At 65.2% G+C, this 15,160-nt stretch carries 18 protein-coding genes; 9 read left to right on the top strand and 9 right to left on the bottom strand.

The features are described 5' to 3' along the window. The 3 genes from JHC57_RS16135 to JHC57_RS16125 all read left to right on the top strand — a co-directional run. The coding region (locus JHC57_RS16135) for a response regulator transcription factor (protein WP_294031233.1) at positions 1-442 on the top strand (442 nt) is incomplete at its 5' end. 75 nt (positions 443-517) lie between these two features. Beyond that, positions 518-679 carry a hypothetical protein gene (locus tag JHC57_RS16130; protein WP_294031231.1) on the top strand — a complete coding sequence of 54 codons (162 nt, stop codon included), beginning with the start codon at positions 518-520 and terminating at the stop codon, positions 677-679. A 27-nt stretch (positions 680-706) separates the two neighbouring features. Further along, positions 707-1,003, top strand: coding sequence for a hypothetical protein (locus tag JHC57_RS16125; protein ID WP_294031230.1), 297 nt, complete (start codon positions 707-709; stop codon positions 1,001-1,003). Here the strand turns inward: JHC57_RS16125 and JHC57_RS16120 are convergent. Together JHC57_RS16120 and JHC57_RS16115 are read right to left on the bottom strand one after the other, a co-directional pair. Beyond that, the gene (locus JHC57_RS16120) at positions 973-2,475 is read right to left on the bottom strand and encodes an MFS transporter (RefSeq protein WP_294031229.1); all 1,503 of its coding nucleotides are present in this window, start codon (positions 2,473-2,475) and stop codon (positions 973-975) included. The genes JHC57_RS16125 and JHC57_RS16120 overlap by 31 nt on opposite strands. A 153-nt stretch (positions 2,476-2,628) precedes the next feature. Continuing rightward, on the bottom strand, positions 2,629-3,090 hold the full coding sequence (locus tag JHC57_RS16115; protein ID WP_294031227.1) for a UrcA family protein: 462 nt from the start codon (positions 3,088-3,090) through the stop codon (positions 2,629-2,631). Positions 3,091-3,242: 152 nt separating this feature from the next. Between JHC57_RS16115 and JHC57_RS16110 the strand changes: the two genes are divergently transcribed. Further along, the gene (locus tag JHC57_RS16110) at positions 3,243-4,124 is read left to right on the top strand and encodes a LysR family transcriptional regulator (RefSeq protein ID WP_294031226.1); all 882 of its coding nucleotides are present in this window, start codon (positions 3,243-3,245) and stop codon (positions 4,122-4,124) included. Here JHC57_RS16110 and JHC57_RS16105 read toward each other — a convergent pair. Further along, positions 4,121-4,813 (bottom strand): aspartate/glutamate racemase family protein, encoded by a 693-nt coding sequence (locus tag JHC57_RS16105; RefSeq protein WP_294031225.1) that lies wholly within the window; start codon positions 4,811-4,813, stop codon positions 4,121-4,123. The genes JHC57_RS16110 and JHC57_RS16105 overlap by 4 nt on opposite strands. Positions 4,814-4,993: 180 nt before the next feature. Further along, a complete protein-coding gene (locus JHC57_RS16100) occupies positions 4,994-5,491 on the bottom strand; it encodes a hypothetical protein (protein WP_294031224.1) in 498 nt (165 codons plus the stop codon). Positions 5,492-5,661: 170 nt separating this feature from the next. Here JHC57_RS16100 and dnaN point away from each other — a divergent pair, with 170 nt between their 5' ends. Further along, entirely contained in the window at positions 5,662-6,777 is a 1,116-nt protein-coding gene (dnaN, locus tag JHC57_RS16095; protein WP_294031223.1) for a DNA polymerase III subunit beta, read from the top strand. Between the two features lie 51 nt (positions 6,778-6,828). Here the strand turns inward: dnaN and JHC57_RS16090 are convergent, their stop codons facing one another. After that, a complete protein-coding gene (locus JHC57_RS16090; protein ID WP_294031222.1) occupies positions 6,829-8,172 on the bottom strand; it encodes a sorbosone dehydrogenase family protein in 1,344 nt (447 codons plus the stop codon). Between the two features lie 174 nt (positions 8,173-8,346). On the opposite strand from JHC57_RS16090, the gene JHC57_RS16085 reads away from it, so the two are divergent. Continuing rightward, positions 8,347-8,562, top strand: a complete 216-nt coding sequence (locus tag JHC57_RS16085) for a hypothetical protein (protein WP_294031220.1) — start codon at positions 8,347-8,349, stop codon at positions 8,560-8,562. A gap of 3 nt (positions 8,563-8,565) precedes the next feature. Here the strand turns inward: JHC57_RS16085 and argC are convergent, their stop codons facing one another. From argC to JHC57_RS16070, 3 genes are all read right to left on the bottom strand, one after another. Next, complete coding sequence (gene argC, locus JHC57_RS16080) at positions 8,566-9,483, bottom strand: N-acetyl-gamma-glutamyl-phosphate reductase (RefSeq protein WP_294031219.1); 918 nt, start codon at positions 9,481-9,483, stop codon at positions 8,566-8,568. Between the two features lie 2 nt (positions 9,484-9,485). Next, positions 9,486-10,430, bottom strand: a complete 945-nt coding sequence (locus JHC57_RS16075; protein ID WP_294031217.1) for a C40 family peptidase — start codon at positions 10,428-10,430, stop codon at positions 9,486-9,488. An 85-nt stretch (positions 10,431-10,515) separates the two neighbouring features. Further along, positions 10,516-11,919 (bottom strand): M17 family metallopeptidase, encoded by a 1,404-nt coding sequence (locus JHC57_RS16070; RefSeq protein ID WP_294031216.1) that lies wholly within the window; start codon positions 11,917-11,919, stop codon positions 10,516-10,518. A gap of 55 nt (positions 11,920-11,974) precedes the next feature. Here JHC57_RS16070 and JHC57_RS16065 point away from each other — a divergent pair, with 55 nt between their 5' ends. From JHC57_RS16065 to JHC57_RS16055, 3 genes are all read left to right on the top strand, one after another. After that, positions 11,975-12,808, top strand: a complete 834-nt coding sequence (locus JHC57_RS16065) for a DUF4163 domain-containing protein (RefSeq protein WP_294031215.1) — start codon at positions 11,975-11,977, stop codon at positions 12,806-12,808. Positions 12,809-12,926: 118 nt separating this feature from the next. Then, on the top strand, positions 12,927-13,754 hold the full coding sequence (locus JHC57_RS16060; RefSeq protein ID WP_294031234.1) for an SDR family oxidoreductase: 828 nt from the start codon (positions 12,927-12,929) through the stop codon (positions 13,752-13,754). Between the two features lie 21 nt (positions 13,755-13,775). Then, a complete protein-coding gene (locus JHC57_RS16055) occupies positions 13,776-13,958 on the top strand; it encodes a DUF3008 family protein (protein WP_294031214.1) in 183 nt (60 codons plus the stop codon). Positions 13,959-13,961: 3 nt separating this feature from the next. Here the strand turns inward: JHC57_RS16055 and JHC57_RS16050 are convergent. Further along, positions 13,962-15,160, bottom strand: a 1,199-nt coding sequence (locus tag JHC57_RS16050) for an NAD(P)/FAD-dependent oxidoreductase (RefSeq protein ID WP_294031213.1), incomplete at its 5' end; no start/stop codon positions are given.

Genomic DNA, 15,160 nt, shown 5'->3' with positions numbered 1-15,160 from the left:
GGTCGCGGCGCTCGATCTCGGCGCCGACGACTATCTCACCAAACCCTTCGATACCGACGAACTGCTCGCACGCGTACGCGTCGCGCTCCGCAACCGGCTGACGCGCGATGGCGGCAATCTGACGCTGTCCGCCGGCGACGTGACGATCGATCTGATCGCGCACACGGTGACCAGGGGCGGCAGCGAAATCCATCTGACGCCCAAGGAATATGCGGTGCTGGCACAGCTCGCGCGCTTTCCCGGCCGCGTCATCACGCACAAGCAGATCATGAACGAGGTCTGGCCGCACGAGCATGAACATCATGTCGAATATCTCCGCGTCCTGATCCGGACGCTCCGCCAGAAGCTGGAGGAAGACCCGCAGCAGCCGAAAATCATCAGCAACGAACTCGGCATCGGCTACCGGCTGCGCCCCGGTGTCGAGAGTCCGGAAAGTCGCTGAATCATACGCTCTTTCTATGGAAGGCGCGCTCTGTTCCTCTCGATTTCAAACGGACCGGCCGCCTAGATCGGGTGAATGACGAGACATGAAATCGATCGCCGCCCCGCCGCATCCACCCGCCTTCGCGACCGCATCATCGACTGGCTCGGCGCGCAAGGGCCCTTGCTGCTGACGGTTTATATGTGCGCGGTGGTCGCACTCGTCGCCCTCGCCGCCGACGCGGCGGGCCGGGCATAGGCGGCAGTCCCCTCCGGCAGGCTTCCCATGACGAAATGGCATGAAACACTCGTCGCCAACATCGGCCTGCGTACCGGCGGAGCAGCCCTGCTGGGCGGTGGGTGGTTCGTCGCCGTCCGGCTGCATCACATGGCGCTCGTCATCCCCGCGCGCGATGCGACAGGTCTCATGATCCTTCTCGCGGCGATCGTCTTCTTCTGCGGCAGCGCGGGCGGCGCGCTCCTGATCGTCGGCCCGGGCCTATGGGAAGCGGTCGAGGTTTCCGAACGCTGGCGGCGCCTGCCTCCGCCCGGTCAGGCCGTCTCGGGATCGCCTGTGACCTGACCGACGCGCATCATGGCGAGCAGCGCCAGCAGCAGCGTGCACGCCGCGAACGCCATCGTGTAGATGGGCTCGCCCGGAAATAGCGCCTTCATGATCGATCCCATCACCGTCGCCACGAGAAGCTGGGGAACGACCACGAAGATGTTGAACAGCCCCATATAGATGCCGAGCTTCGCCTGCGGCAGGCTGGACGCGAGGATCGCATAGGGCATCGCGAGAACCGATGCCCAGAAAATCCCGATGAAGACTTCGCTGGCGATCAGATGCGTCGGGTCGCGCAGCAGAAAGAAGCTGCCATAGCCGATCGCCCCGCACGCGAGCCCGGCCATATGCGTCCGCACCTGCCCGATACGGCGCGACAGCCAGGGGAGCAGCGTCAGCGCTGCGATCGCCGCCACGCCGTTGTAGATCGCGAACAGCTCGCCGACCCAGTTGCCCGCGTCCTGAAAGGCGGCGCTCGACGCGTCGGTCGTGCCGAAATGATATTGGGCGACGATCGGCGTGGTGTTGATCCACATGATGAACAGTGCGGACCAGCTGAAGAATTGCACCAGCGCCAACCGCTTCATCAGCGGCGGCATGCCGGCGAAGTCGCCGACGATGCTCGACAGCATATTCCTGTCGTTACCCCGGCGCGCGAGCGCGATCGCGATCACGCTTGCGGCGCCATAGCCGATCAGCAGCGCGCCGAGCAGCAGCACTTCGCGAAGCAGCGCGAAATGATGCTGGACAAGCAGGACGAGCAACCCCGCACCGATCCACAGGAGGCTGGCGCCATAGCTGTGCGAGGCGAGCGCGCGCGCTACCGGAGCGTCGCCCGGTGCGGCCGCGTCGAATGCTGCCATCTGTTCGGGGCCATATTCCCGGGTCGTGACGACGGTCCACAGCACGGCGAGGAACAGTGCGACGCCGCCGAACCAGAAGGCGTAGCGGACCGTGTCGGGAATCTGCCCCGGCGGCGCGACATTGGCGACGCCCATCGCCTCCATCAGGGTCGGGAACAACGATCCGACGACTGCGCCGGCGCCGATGAACGCGGTCTGCACGGCATAGCCGACGCTATGCTGGTCCTTGCGCAGCATGTCGCCGACGAAGGCGCGGAACGGCTCCATCGAGATGTTGAGCGAGGCGTCGAGGATCCACAGCATCATCGCGGCGAACCATATCGCCGGGCTTTCGGGCATCGCGAACAGGGCGAAGGCGGCGAGGATCGCGCCCGCGAGAAAATAGGGCCGGCGGCGGCCGAGCCGGCCGAGCCAGGTGCGGTCGCTCATATGGCCGATGATCGGCTGGACGAGCAGCCCGGTGAGTGGTGCCGCGATCCACAGGCCGGGCAATTTCTCGATATCCTCGCCCAATGACTGGAAGATGCGGCTCATGTTCGCATTCTGCAGCGCGAAGCCGATCTGGATGCCGAAAAAGCCGAAGCTGATATTCCACAGGCCGGCAAAGTCCTGCCGCGGCTTTTCCATCACGCGTCTCCCCACCGGCTCGCCGTTCGCGGTTTCCGTAGCACAGGGGTGTCGCAGCGTGCGGGGAGGAGAGCAAGCGCGGCGCGGCTACGTATACGAATACGTGGAGCGGGACGTTTTCGACCCAAAACCGGCCCGCCGAAATTGGCGACGTCAGTTCACCGCTCCTGAACCGCCGTTCCATTGCGGCAATGGCGGCTGCAGTCGCTCCGGCGCAACAAGCCGGGGCTGCGATCGTGCCCGGATCGCAACCCCGGCTTTGACGCGCCCTGCAACTTGGGCGCGCCGATTACTGATCGAGCTGACCTGGATCGGCTGATCGCGCGATGCGCTGGCGATCACGACGTCGGCCTGCGCCGAGGCGAGGGTCCGGGTGTCGCGGCGGCACTGCCGCACGTCATTCTTGCCTTCGATGTCGTAATCGGGCGCCTTGCCGCATACTTCGACGACGGCGCGCCAGATGCGACGGTCGAGCGCTTTGGTGCCGGCCTCGGTCCGAAGGTCGAGGTCTCTATGCTGGACGGCAACGCTCGGGTTGGCGGTGTCGGTTTGCGCCAAAACGGGCTGGCCGACCGAGGCGGCAGCGAGGGCGGCGAGGATCAGAAGCCTTTGCATCTTGAGTCTCCATCGGCCGGCTGGGGAGGAGGGGAGGAAGCCGGTGGAGAAACAGATAATCGATAGCCCGATGCGAAAGGAGCAACGATGTTGCGCGACCATTCTGCAAAATTGCAGAATGAGGGCGAGGCGATTATGTCGCACAAGAAGCCATGTATGATTGGAACGACCTCAAGGCCTTTCTGGCGGTCGCGGAGACGGGCAGCACCCTGTCCGCCGCGCAGGCGATGCGCGTCAGCCAGACAACAGTAGCGCGGCGCATCGCGGCGCTCGAGGAAGCGACCGGCCTTAACCTCTTCGAACGGCGGCAGGCGGGCTATGCGCTGACCCCGGTGGGCGAGGCGATGCTGGCGAGCGCGATTGCGGTAAAGGACGCCGCCGACCGCTTCGGCGACGCGGCGGGTGCGCGGTCGCGCGATGCGGGCGGAACGGTCAGCGTCACGGTGATGGAAATCTTCGCGGTGACGATCCTGCCGCCGATCCTGCGCGACCTGCGCGCCGCCCACCCGGGCATCCACATCCATCTCGACACGTCGGACGAGCCGCGCGATCTCGCCGCCGGCGCCGCCGACATCGCGATACGTAGTACCAAGCAGCCGACGGGTGCGGGCCTCGTCGGGCGGCGGGTCGCCGACAATCCCTGGACGCTTTACTGCAGCCGCGACTACGCCGACCGGCACGGCATTCCGCACACGCGCGAGGAGCTTGCCGCGCATCCGTTCATCGGGGGCGGCGGCTATGTGTGGGAACCCTATCAGGCTTGGCTGCGCCAATATGGGCTCGAGGATTCGGTGGTCATGAAATATGACACGGGCACCGGCCTGCTCGCCGGGGTGCGTTCGGGCATGGGCCTCACCATATTGCCGGCGTTCCTCGCCGATCACGAACCCGACCTGATCCGCTGTATTCCCCCGAAAGCCGAAGATACGTCGGGCCTGTGGCTGCTCACCCACGAACGGCTCCGCCACGTTCCGCGCGTGCGCATCGTCCTCGATTTCCTGGCGGCCGAGCTGACGAAGCTGGCTCGAGCCTAAGTCTCCAGCGCGGCATCCACCGCCGCGTCGACATGCAGCGCCAGCGTATCGAACAGCGGCACCGCGCTGTCATCTTCGCCGACCAGCAGCATGATTTCGGTGCAGCCCAGCACGATCGCCTCGGCGCCATCGGCGACCAGCGAGGCGATGATCCGCCGGTATTCGGCGCGCGATGCGTCGCGTGTCACGCCCTGGACCAGTTCGTCGTAAATGATCCGATGGACGATCGCGCGATCGGCCTCTCCGGGGGTCAACGCTTCGATGCCCGCGGCAGCCATTCGCGCGGTGTAGAAGGGCTTCTCCATCGTGAAGGCGGTACCGAGCAGGCCGACGCGCGAAAACCCCGCCGCCTTGACCGCCGCGATGGCGGGATCCGCGATGTGGAGCAGCGGTACCCGTGTCGCCGCCTGGGCCGCTTCGGCGCACAGGTGCATCGTATTCGCGCAGATCAGCAGCAGTTCGGCGCCTCCTCCCGTCAAGGATCGGGCGGCGTCCGCTATCTGTCCGTCGAGCACGTCCCAGTCGCCGCTCGCCTGTAATTCGGCGATGGGCGCGAAATCGAACGACAGCAACAGGATGCGCGCCGAATGGAGCCCGCCCAGCCGCGCCCGCACGCCTTCGTTGAGCAGCCGGTAATATTGCGCCGAGCTTTCCCAGCTCAGGCCGCCGATCAGGCCGATTGTCTTCATCGTGTCAGGTCCGCTCCGAAATGGCTGTCCTACAATATGGCGCCGGTCTAGCCTGCCCGGCGATGGCACGCGACACAGCTTTCCTGATAACCGCGACAGACGCTCTTCCGCGTCTTGGGGATAGCGAAACATGAATCGCGAGTGAAGTTGCTGAGAAATCCGCCACTTCCCGAAACGGCCCTACCGCAGTTTCGCGCACCCCAGCGCGGCGGCGTCGATGGCAGTCGCGGCGCCGCGCAGGCGATAGGTATCGGCGATGGCCCGGCCCGTTGCCGTGCCGCTTTCGACGCTCATGCTCGGCGCCGATCGCATCGCGGCGACGATTGCGGCATCCATCCGGGCATCGCTCGCCCAGCCGTGGGCGCCGTTGCCGGTCAGGATGAAACGGCGGCTGCCGATCGTCAGGCGGAGATCGCGGTCGCGCGCGCGCACTTTCGACAGGCGGACATAGAATTGGCCGCGGATGCGCGACTTGGGCCAATAGCCGATGCTGGCATAGGCTTTGACTTCGGGCGTGCCGATCGTGGCCGAGGGCGCGGCGATGGCATAGCAGCGCGGGCTGGCGGAATCGCGGAAGGCGCCCCAGCCGTCGAAAATACCCAGCGCGGTGGGACCGGCGGCGAACGCCGCGGCGGGGAGGCCCGCCAGCATCAGGAAAAGACAGGCCCAGCGCCGCATCGACCCCAATTCGCGCGATCGGGGATGCTTTGCAAGCATGGCTTGCGTGCGGCGATGCTTCCGTTAAGGAAGGTGGACATTTTCAGGGGCCAGAATCGGGGCGCGAATCGCCTCCGATGGTCTGTCCCCCAGGGACTTCTCCCGCGAAACACAGGGATGGCGGATTTAGAATGAAAGCGACGATCGAACGCGCAGTGTTGTTGAAGAGCCTCGGCCACGTCCAGTCGGTGGTCGAACGGCGCAATACGATCCCGATCCTCTCCAACGTCCTGATCGAAGCCGACGCGTCCGGCCAGTTGAAACTGATGGCGACCGACCTCGACCTGCAGGTCGTCGAAACGATCGCGGCCAAGGTCGAAACCCCGGGGACGACCACCGTGTCGGCGCACACGCTGTTCGAAATCGCCCGCAAGCTGCCCGAAGGATCGGAAGTCAGCCTCGCCGCCGCCGAAGGCAAGATGCAGGTCAAGGCCGGCCGCTCGAACTTCAACCTGCCGACGCTGCCGCGCGACGATTTCCCGGTGATCGCCGAGGGCGACCTGCCGACCAATTTCGAGCTGCCCGTTGCCGAACTGATCCAGATCATCGACAAGACGCGCTTTGCCATCTCGACCGAGGAAACGCGTTATTACCTCAACGGCATCTTCCTGCATGTGGCGGAGGATGCGTCGGGTCCGGTGCTGAAGGCCGCGGCGACCGACGGTCACCGCCTCGCGCGCTATACTGTTACGCGTCCCGACGGCGCCTCGTCGATGCCCGACGTCATCGTGCCGCGCAAATGCGTGGGCGAGATCCGCAAACTGCTCGACGAGGCCGAAGGCAATGTCGAGATCAGCCTGTCGGCGTCGAAGGTCCGCTTCCAGCTCGGCAACGCCGTGCTCACCTCGAAGCTGATCGACGGAACCTTCCCCGATTACAGCCGCGTCATCCCGACGGCGAACGACAAGCTGCTCAAGGTCGATCCGAAGAGCCTCTTCCAGGGCGTCGACCGCGTCTCGACGATCGCCAGCGAAAAGACCCGCGCGGTCAAGGTCGGGCTCGACAAGGACCGCATCACGCTCAGCGTGACCAGCCCCGAAAACGGCACTGCGGCCGAAGAACTCGCCGCGGGCTATGACAGCGATGCGATGGAGATCGGCTTCAACGCCCGTTACCTCAGCGACATCCTCGCGCAGGTCGACGGCGACAGCGTCGAACTCCACCTCGCGGACGCCAACGCGCCGACGCTGATCCGCGAAACCGAAAAGAGCCCGGCACTTTATGTGCTGATGCCGATGCGGGTCTGACGACCGCTACAGCGCCAAACGAAAAAGGCCCCGCATATGCGGGGCCTTTTCCTATCCGGCTTTCGCGACCCGCCAGATCACCCCGCCGGTGTCGTCGGCGACCAGCGCGCTGCCGTCCTTCGCGACCTTCACATCGGCCGGCCGGCCGCGGGTCGTCTTGCCGTCCGTGCCGAGGAACTGGTCAAGCAAGGTGATGGGCAGGGCGTCGACCGGCTTGCCGTTGGCACCGAACTTGACGAACACCACGTCGTAGCCCGCGACGGGCTCGCGGTTCCACGAGCCGTGGCGGGCGATCAGCGCCCCGTTCGCCCAGCGATCGCCAAGGTCGAGGCCTTGGGTGAAGGTAAAGCCGAGCGGCGCTGTATGCGCGCCGAGGCCATATTCGGGACGCTTCACATATTGCCGGCGATCCTCGGCTTCGGGCTCGACGCGCGGATCGATGAAGCCGCCCCAATAATACCAGGGCCAGCCATAGAAATCGCCCTCGGTGACGTCGGTCAGATAGTCGGGGACGAGGTCGCTGCCGAGCATGTCGCGCTCGTTGACCACGGTCCACAGCCGGTCGCTGCCGGGATAGAAATTGAGGCCGACGGGGTTGCGGATGCCCGCCGCGAAAGTGCGCATATATCCATTCTCGGGCCGCACCTCGAGCACGCTGGCGCGGCGGAACTCGCGGTTCATGCCCGCTTCGCCGATATTCGAATCGGCGCCGACGCCGATGTAGAGCCAACCGTTGGGCGCGGCCGCCAGGCTCTTGGTCCAGTGGCGGTTGGTGCCCTTTGCGGGCAAGTCGACGATCTTGGCGGGTTTGCCGCTCATCTTCGTTTCGCCCGCGACATAGGGGAAGGCGAGCAGGGCATCGGTATTCGCGACGTAGAGCGTCGTGCCGACCAGCGCCATGCCATAGGGCGAGTTGAGCCCCGTGATATAGGCGGTCTTCACCTCGGCCTTGCCGTCGCCGTCGGCGTCGCGGAGCAGGGTGATGCGGTTCGCCGAAGGCTTGCGGCCCGATCCACCCTTGCCCATCAGATTCTTCATCACCGCGCCCTGCACGCCGCCGTCCTTGCGCGGCGGGCTTTGCGATTCGGCTACCAGCACGTCGCCATTGGGAAGGACGAACATCGTGCGCGGATGGTCGAGGCCCTCGGCGAAGCGCATGACGGCAAGGCCCTGTGCGGCGCGCGGGGCCTGCCCCGCGGGCCAGCTCGTCGCTTCGGGCACATTCATGGTCGGGAAGGTCTCGGTCTTTTGCGAGGCCATGACCGGAACCCGCCCGCTGAGTTCGGCGGTCGTGAAGCGGGCGACATCGGGGCGCGACATGACATGGAAGGTGACGCCGCCGGCGATCAGCAGCAACAGCAGGGCGAGGGCGGCATATTTCAGGATCTTGCGCATGACGCCTGTCTACACGGGCGGCGCGTGCCGTCAAAGGGCGTTGCGCGATGCGCGGGAGGGATTAACCGCCGCCATCCGTAAATTAACCTTACCCATCCGTTCATCACGGTTGGGAACGAGGCGGTCAGGGGCCTGGCGTAAACCGGTGGTTCGATTGAACGGACCAGGAATTCGATGCACCTGCCTGCCCCCTTTCTCGCCGACCGCGCCGCGGTCGAGGACGCCCATGCGCTGATCACGATGCATGGCGAAGAAGCAGGATTCGCCGCAGCGGCACGCGCCGAGCAGTATCGCGCGCTCGGCAACCATATCTATTTCGCGCGCTGGCGTCAGATTGAACGGCTGATCACCTATCTGTCGGTCGAGGACATCCTCGACACGGTGCATTAGGCGCTAAAGCCGCAGGCCTGCGGTTTCGGGCAATCCCGCCATGATGTTGAGGTTCTGGACGCAGGCGCCGCTCGCGCCCTTGCCCAGATTGTCGAGCCGCGCGACGAGACGGACCTGGCGGCCGGTCGCGTCGGCGAAGAGCGTCAACTCCATCCGATCGGTTGCTTCATCCGTCTGGCTGAGCAGCAATTCGTTCTCATCACCCCGGCGAGCCGATACCAGCGGCGATCCGTCGAAATGCCGCGCGAGCGCCTCGAACGCGGCATCGGCGGTCGGCGCGTCGAAGCTGAGAGGGACCTCGACGAGCATGCCGCGATACACGGGTACCACCGCCGGCGCGAACAGGGGCGGATGTATGAGCCCCGCGCCATGCTGCATCTCGGGCACATGCTTGTGGTTCAGCGTCAGGCCATAGCTGCGAAAGCCGATGTCAGGCTCGGCCTCGAACCGTGCGATCAGCTCCTTGCCGCCGCCCGAATAGCCCGACACGGCATTGACGCTGAGCCGTGCATCGGCGGAAATGATGCCGGCCGCGACCAGCGGCGCGACGAGCGCTAGAAAGCCCGTCGGATAGCAGCCCGGGTTGCTGACCCGCGCGGCGCCAGCGACGATGCCGCGCTGCGTCGCGCTCAGCTCAGGAAAACCATAGGCCCAGTCGGGCGCGACGCGATGCGCGGTCGATGCGTCGATGACCCTCGTCCGATCGTTACGGATCATTGCGACCGCTTCGATCGCGGCGGCATCGGGCAGGCAAAGGATGACGAAGTCCGCGTCGTTCAGTGCTTGGGCGCGCCGGGCTGCATCCTTGCGTTCGGCGTCGGGCAGGGTGACGAGCGTGAACTCGCTCCGTCCCGCGAGGCGCTCGGCGATTTCGAGGCCGGTCGTTCCCGCCCCGCCGTCGATGAAAACCGTCTGTGTCATGATTATCGCAGTCTTTTATATCCGCTCGCCGGCGGGTCATTATCCTTGGCGGCCGAGCGCGCGACGACATCGGCCAGCGGCTCAACCTTCACCGCCATCCATCGTCGGCTGGCATGGATGATATTCCTGTCGTCGGCCATGATGCCGACATGGCCGGGAAAGAGGACAAGGTCGCCGCGTGCGAGCGCCGTCGGATCGACATCCCTGTCGGCGCCCAGAGAGGCCAGCTGCAGGTCGCTGTCGCGTGGCAGCTCGACGCCGGCGGCGCTCCAGACGAGCTGAACGAGCCCCGAGCAGTCGATGCCCTTCGCGGTACGGCCACCCCAGACATAGGGCGTCCCGATCATCTCCTCGGCAAGTCCGGCAGGATCGCTTTCGTGCGTGCCCGCTTCGACGAGGGAGGCGAGCGGCAGATAGCCGTGCGCCGTTGCCAGCCATTCGCCCTCGGGCTCGCCCATCACGAGCGCGCCGCGCGGCAGGACGCCGGGGCCGCCGGCGGCGGCGTCGGGGGCGCTGTGGATCATGGCCTCGGTCATCCGGACGCGATGCGTCGGCGCGATCGGCGCGGCGATGGCATCGGCCGCGAGATAACCGACATAATGGTCGGCCAGGCAATAGCCCCACGCCCACCCGCCGGTGAGGTCGAGCAACGCAAAGCCTTCACCGAAAAGCAGTTCGCTCGTCTGCTCGGCCTCGAGCGAAGGCGACGCGCGTAGCGCCGCTGCGGGCAGCACGCCGCTTTGCATCATCGGCGCGGCATAGTGCGGCGCGAAATGGGTGCCCGCGACCGCGATGTCGGCAAGGTCAGCGCGGATCGCGACGATACGCGGATCGAAGTCCTGTGATGTTCCCGTCAGGCCAAAGCGATCGCGGCCGGCACCCACCGTGCCGGGGCGCCCCATGCGCACGCGATTTGCCGACGAATGTTCACCGCTGCCTGCTGTCACTTGCCGTCCTGTTGAAACCCGAAGTCCGCGGGACGCGGACAATCGCGGGCCATTAGACCAGCAGGCCGGGTTTTATCAAGAATGTTCAGTTTTTCCCGCGCCGGTTGTAGCGCGCCTGCAGCATTGCCCAAGCGGCGCGCAGACCCAATGCGGCGCCCCCCTTCGGACGCCCCGGCTTCGCCGAGGGGCGCCAGGCGAAGGTGTCGAGGTGCGCCCATGCGACGCCTTCGGGGACGAAGCGTTTCAGGAACAGGGCGGCGGTGATCGATCCGGCGAAGGGCGAGCTGCCCGCATTGCCAAGGTCGGCGATGTCGGTTTCGAGCAGGTCCGCATAGCCGTCCCACAGCGGCATGCGCCACAGCGGGTCGTCGCGCTCGATCCCGCCCGCGAGCATCGCATCGGCAAGCGCATCGTCGTTCGCGAAGAGTGGCGGTAGATCGGGACCCAGCGCAACGCGCGCCGCGCCGGTCAGCGTCGCGAAATCGACGATCAGCTCGGGCCTGGCTTCACCCGCCCTGGTCAACGCATCGCCGAGCACCAGGCGCCCTTCGGCGTCGGTATTCCCGATCTCGACGGTCAGCCCGAGCCGGCTCTTCAGCACGTCGCCGGGGCGGAAGGCGTCGCCGGAGATGGCATTTTCGGCCGCAGCGACGAGGCAATGGAGTCGCACCGGCAGCCCGCTCGCCATCACCAGTTCGGCGAGTGCGAGGACGTGCGCCGCGCCGCCCATATCCTTTTTCATCAGCCGCATGCCCGCCGCCGGCTTGATGTCGAGCCCGCCGCTGTCGAAGCTGATCCCCTTGCCGACGAGGGCGATGCGCGGATGGCTGTCCTTGCCCCACTCGATCTCGATCAGGCGCGGCGCGTGATGCTTTGCTGCGGCGCGCCCGACTGCGTGGATCATCGGATAGCCCTGTTCGAGCGCCTCGCCCTTGGTGACGGTCAGCTTGCCGCCGTGCGCCTTGGCGATGCGCTCGGCCGCCTTCTCGATTGCAGCGGGTCCCATATCGGCGGCGGGTGTGTTGACGAGATCGCGGACGAGCGCGGTAGCGTGCATTTCGGCGACCATCGGCGCGATTGATCCCACATCGGTGGTGAGCAGCACGCGCGGGCCTTTGACGGGGGGCTTCGATTTATAGGTGTCAAAGCGATATTGCGCGCTCATCCAGCCGAACAGCGCCTTTCCGGGTTGCCGGCCTTCGACGCGGTAACGACCTTCTGGCAGGATTTGACCGAGTTTGGCGAGACACCAGGCCGACAGGCTGTCCACATTGGCGACGGTGGTAACGACCGCCCATTTGTCGGGATCGTCGCCCGGCAGGATCGCGTGAACGAACGCATCGGGCTTGAAGCCGACGGCTGCGAGATGCGCGCGTTCGCGCGGATTGCGACCTTTCAGCCATTCGTCATAGCTCTTCTTGTCGACGAGATGGATCGGGCGTGCGTCCTGTCCCTTGTCGGGCTGGATCAGGTCGGAATAGTCGGTCATGCGAGCGGTGCTAGGCCGCTCGGGATATTTTGTCGATTCCCGGCGTTATGTCCGCATGACGATCTCAAAGCCTTGGCGAAACGCCATTCCGCTCCTTGCCGGCACGCTGTTGCTCGCCGGCTGTTCCGACGACGAGCCGACGAAGGCGGAAAAAGTGGCCGCGGCCTCGGTGCCAGGCGCTCCGTCACAGGGCGCCGCCGATGAAGCGGCGAAGGACGCGCCGGCGTCGAATGTCCGCGAAAGCGGCGACCTTGTCGATTTCGCCTATTCCTATCCCGCCGATGCCGCACGGATTCCCGAACTTGCGAAGGCGCTCGACGGAGACCGGGCGGCGAAGCGCGAGGCGCTGATCGCGGCGGCGAAGCGCGACAAGGCTGCGGCGGAGAAGGGGGGCTATCCCTATCGCGCCCATAGTCACCGCCAGACGTGGCAGCGCGTGACGGACACCCGGCGCTTCCTCAGCCTGTCCGCGGAGATCGAGACCTATGCCGGCGGGGCGCATGGCATGCAGACTTTCGATACGCTGGTCTGGGACCGCAGTCGACGCGAGCAACGCAAGCCGCTCGACCTGTTCCGGAGCAGCGAGGCGTTCGATGCGGCCGTCGGCGACGCCTTCTGCGCCGGAATCAAACGCGCGAAGGCGGCGAAAGGGATGGTCGCCGACGAGGCGCCGGGCAGCCCTTTTGCCAAATGTCCGCCCGCCTCGGCGCAGACCGTTTGGCTCGGTTCGTCCGACGGGCGCTATATCGACCGTATGACGATAGCGATCGCGCCCTATGAGGTCGGCCCGTACGCCGAGGGCAGTTACAAGATCAACGTGCCGGTGACGGGACCGGTCGTGAAAGCCGTCAAGGACGAATTCGCGCGGGATTTCCTCCCGATCAATTAAGGACAGCGTCGTGGCGAAACAGCCCAAAGCCGGCAAGGTCGGCGAAAGCAGTACGGAGAAGAAGGGCAAGCGGAGTGCGGCGAAGAAACTGCGCCGCGCGGTCGGGTCTGGCAAGACGATCGCGAAGCCGCCATCGGATCGCGAGTCCGATCTGGATCGGTCCCCCCGATGGCAGCCGCGGTATCCGGGCTCGGGGCGGCTGGATGGCAAGATCGCCATCGTCACCGGCGGCGATAGCGGGATCGGTCGCGCGGTCTGCGCCTTGTTTGCGCGCGAAGGCGCCGATGTCGCGATCGTCTATCTCGAAAATCGGGCCGATGCCGTCGAAACTGCAGCGATCGTGGAGGCGGAGGGGCGTCGCGCGATCGCTATCAAGGCCAATGTCGGCAAGCCCAAGACGGCGGAAAGGATCGTCGCACAGACGGTTGAAAAGCTCGGCCGGCTCGACATTCTGGTCAACAACGCGGGCGAGCAGCATCCGGCCGAAGACATTCGCGATATCAGTTCGGCACAGCTTGAGCAGACGTTTGCGACCAACATCTTCGGCATGTTCTATCTGGTGCAGGCGGCACTGCCGCATCTCAAAAAGGGAGCGGCGATCGTCAATTGCACCAGCGTCACCATGTATCAGGGGTCGAAGGGCTTGCTCGATTACAGCGCCACCAAAGGCGCGATCACCGCTTTCACGCGGTCGCTCAGCGAAAATCTGGTCGGGAAGGGCATCCGCGTAAATGCCGTTGCGCCGGGGCCGATCTGGACCCCGCTGAACCCGCGCGGCGGTGCGCCGGCCGAGAAGGTTGCGACCTTCGGCGAGAACACACCGATGAAACGGCCAGGGGAGCCCAATGAGGTCGCGCCCTGCTTCCTTTTCCTCGCCTGCGACGACAGCAGCTATATGTCGGGTCAAGTGCTGCATCCCAACGGCGGCACGATCGTTAATGGCTAGCGGGGGGCAAGGAGAATTGCCATGCCAGCCAAGTCGAAAGCCCAGCAGAAAGCTGCCGGCGCCGCACTCAGTGCCAAACGCGGCGACACGCCCAGGTCGAAACTCAAGGGCGCCTCGAAGCAGATGGTCGAAAGCATGACTGAAAAACAGCTAGAGGATTTCGCCAAGGGATCGACCAAGGGAAAGCCCGGACACGCCGACTGAGGATTATTCCGCGGCTTCAAGCTCCGCCGGCGCCGACGCGGTCGTCGCTTGCGCATTCGAGAAAGTCAGCACGCCGTCGGCAATCGCACCTGTCCGCATGTCGATCCTGTCCTGCACATAATTCTGGCTGAGCCGCCAAGGCAGGGCGACCGTGCTTTTCGGCATGATGTGCAACGACCGCTGGATATAGCCCGACGAGAAATCGAAGACATTTTCCTCTTCGAGGCTCGACGGATCGGCGAGCGCCGGGGTGGCGACGGTGGTTCCCGTATCGCGCATATGGTTGAGCACGCGGCAGACATATTCGGACACGATGTCGGCGCGCAGCGTCCAGCTCGCGTTGAGATAGCCGAAGACGGCAGAAAAATTCGGCACGTTCGAGAACATGCACGCCTTGTAATAGAAATGGTCGTGCCAGTTGACCGGGTCACCGTCGACGCGCACCGGAATCTTTCCCGCGACCGCGAGCTTGAGGCCCGTCGCGGTGATGATGATGTCGGCGTCGAGATGCTTGCCCGATTTAAGCTGGATTCCTGTCGCGTCGAACTTCTCGATATGATCGGTCACGACCGATGCCTTGCCGGCCTTCATTGCCTCGAAGAAATCGGCATCCGGAACGAGGCAAAGCCGTTGTTCCCAAGGATTATAGGGCGGGGTGAAGGCTTCGGCATCGTAGCGGTCGCCGAGGCTTGCCTGCAATTTCCTGGTCAGGAACTCCTTGACCTTTTCGGGCTTTTCGCGCGCACGGCGAAAGGCGATGTCCTGCAGCCGGACATTCTTGAATCGGGTGATTTTATAGGCCAGTCCCTCAGGCAGAAATTTGCGGAGGAAGTTGGCGAACCCGTCTTTGGCCGGCCGGATGAAATACCAGGTCGGCGTGCGCTGCAGCATCGTGACGTGGGCGGCTTCCTTCATCGACGGAACAATGGTGACCGCCGTCGCGCCCGATCCGATCACGACGACTTTCTTGTCCTTGTAATCGAGGTCTTTCGGCCAGAACTGCGGGTGGATGATCTGGCCCGTGAAATCCTCGCGGCCGGCAAACTGCGCGTCGAAGGGCTCGTCATAGTCATAATAGCCCGAACCGAGATGGAGCCAGCGCGCCGTCGTGGTCGCCCTTGCGCCCTTGCTGTCCTCCATCGTCACGGTCCAGCGCGCCGCCGCACTGTCCCAGTCTGCGCCGACGACCTTGCTGTCGAAAC

Source organism: Sphingopyxis sp., assembly GCF_016463645.1.
Classification (GTDB): domain Bacteria; phylum Pseudomonadota; class Alphaproteobacteria; order Sphingomonadales; family Sphingomonadaceae; genus Sphingopyxis.
This window is presented reverse-complemented; position numbering and strand designations above follow the sequence as displayed.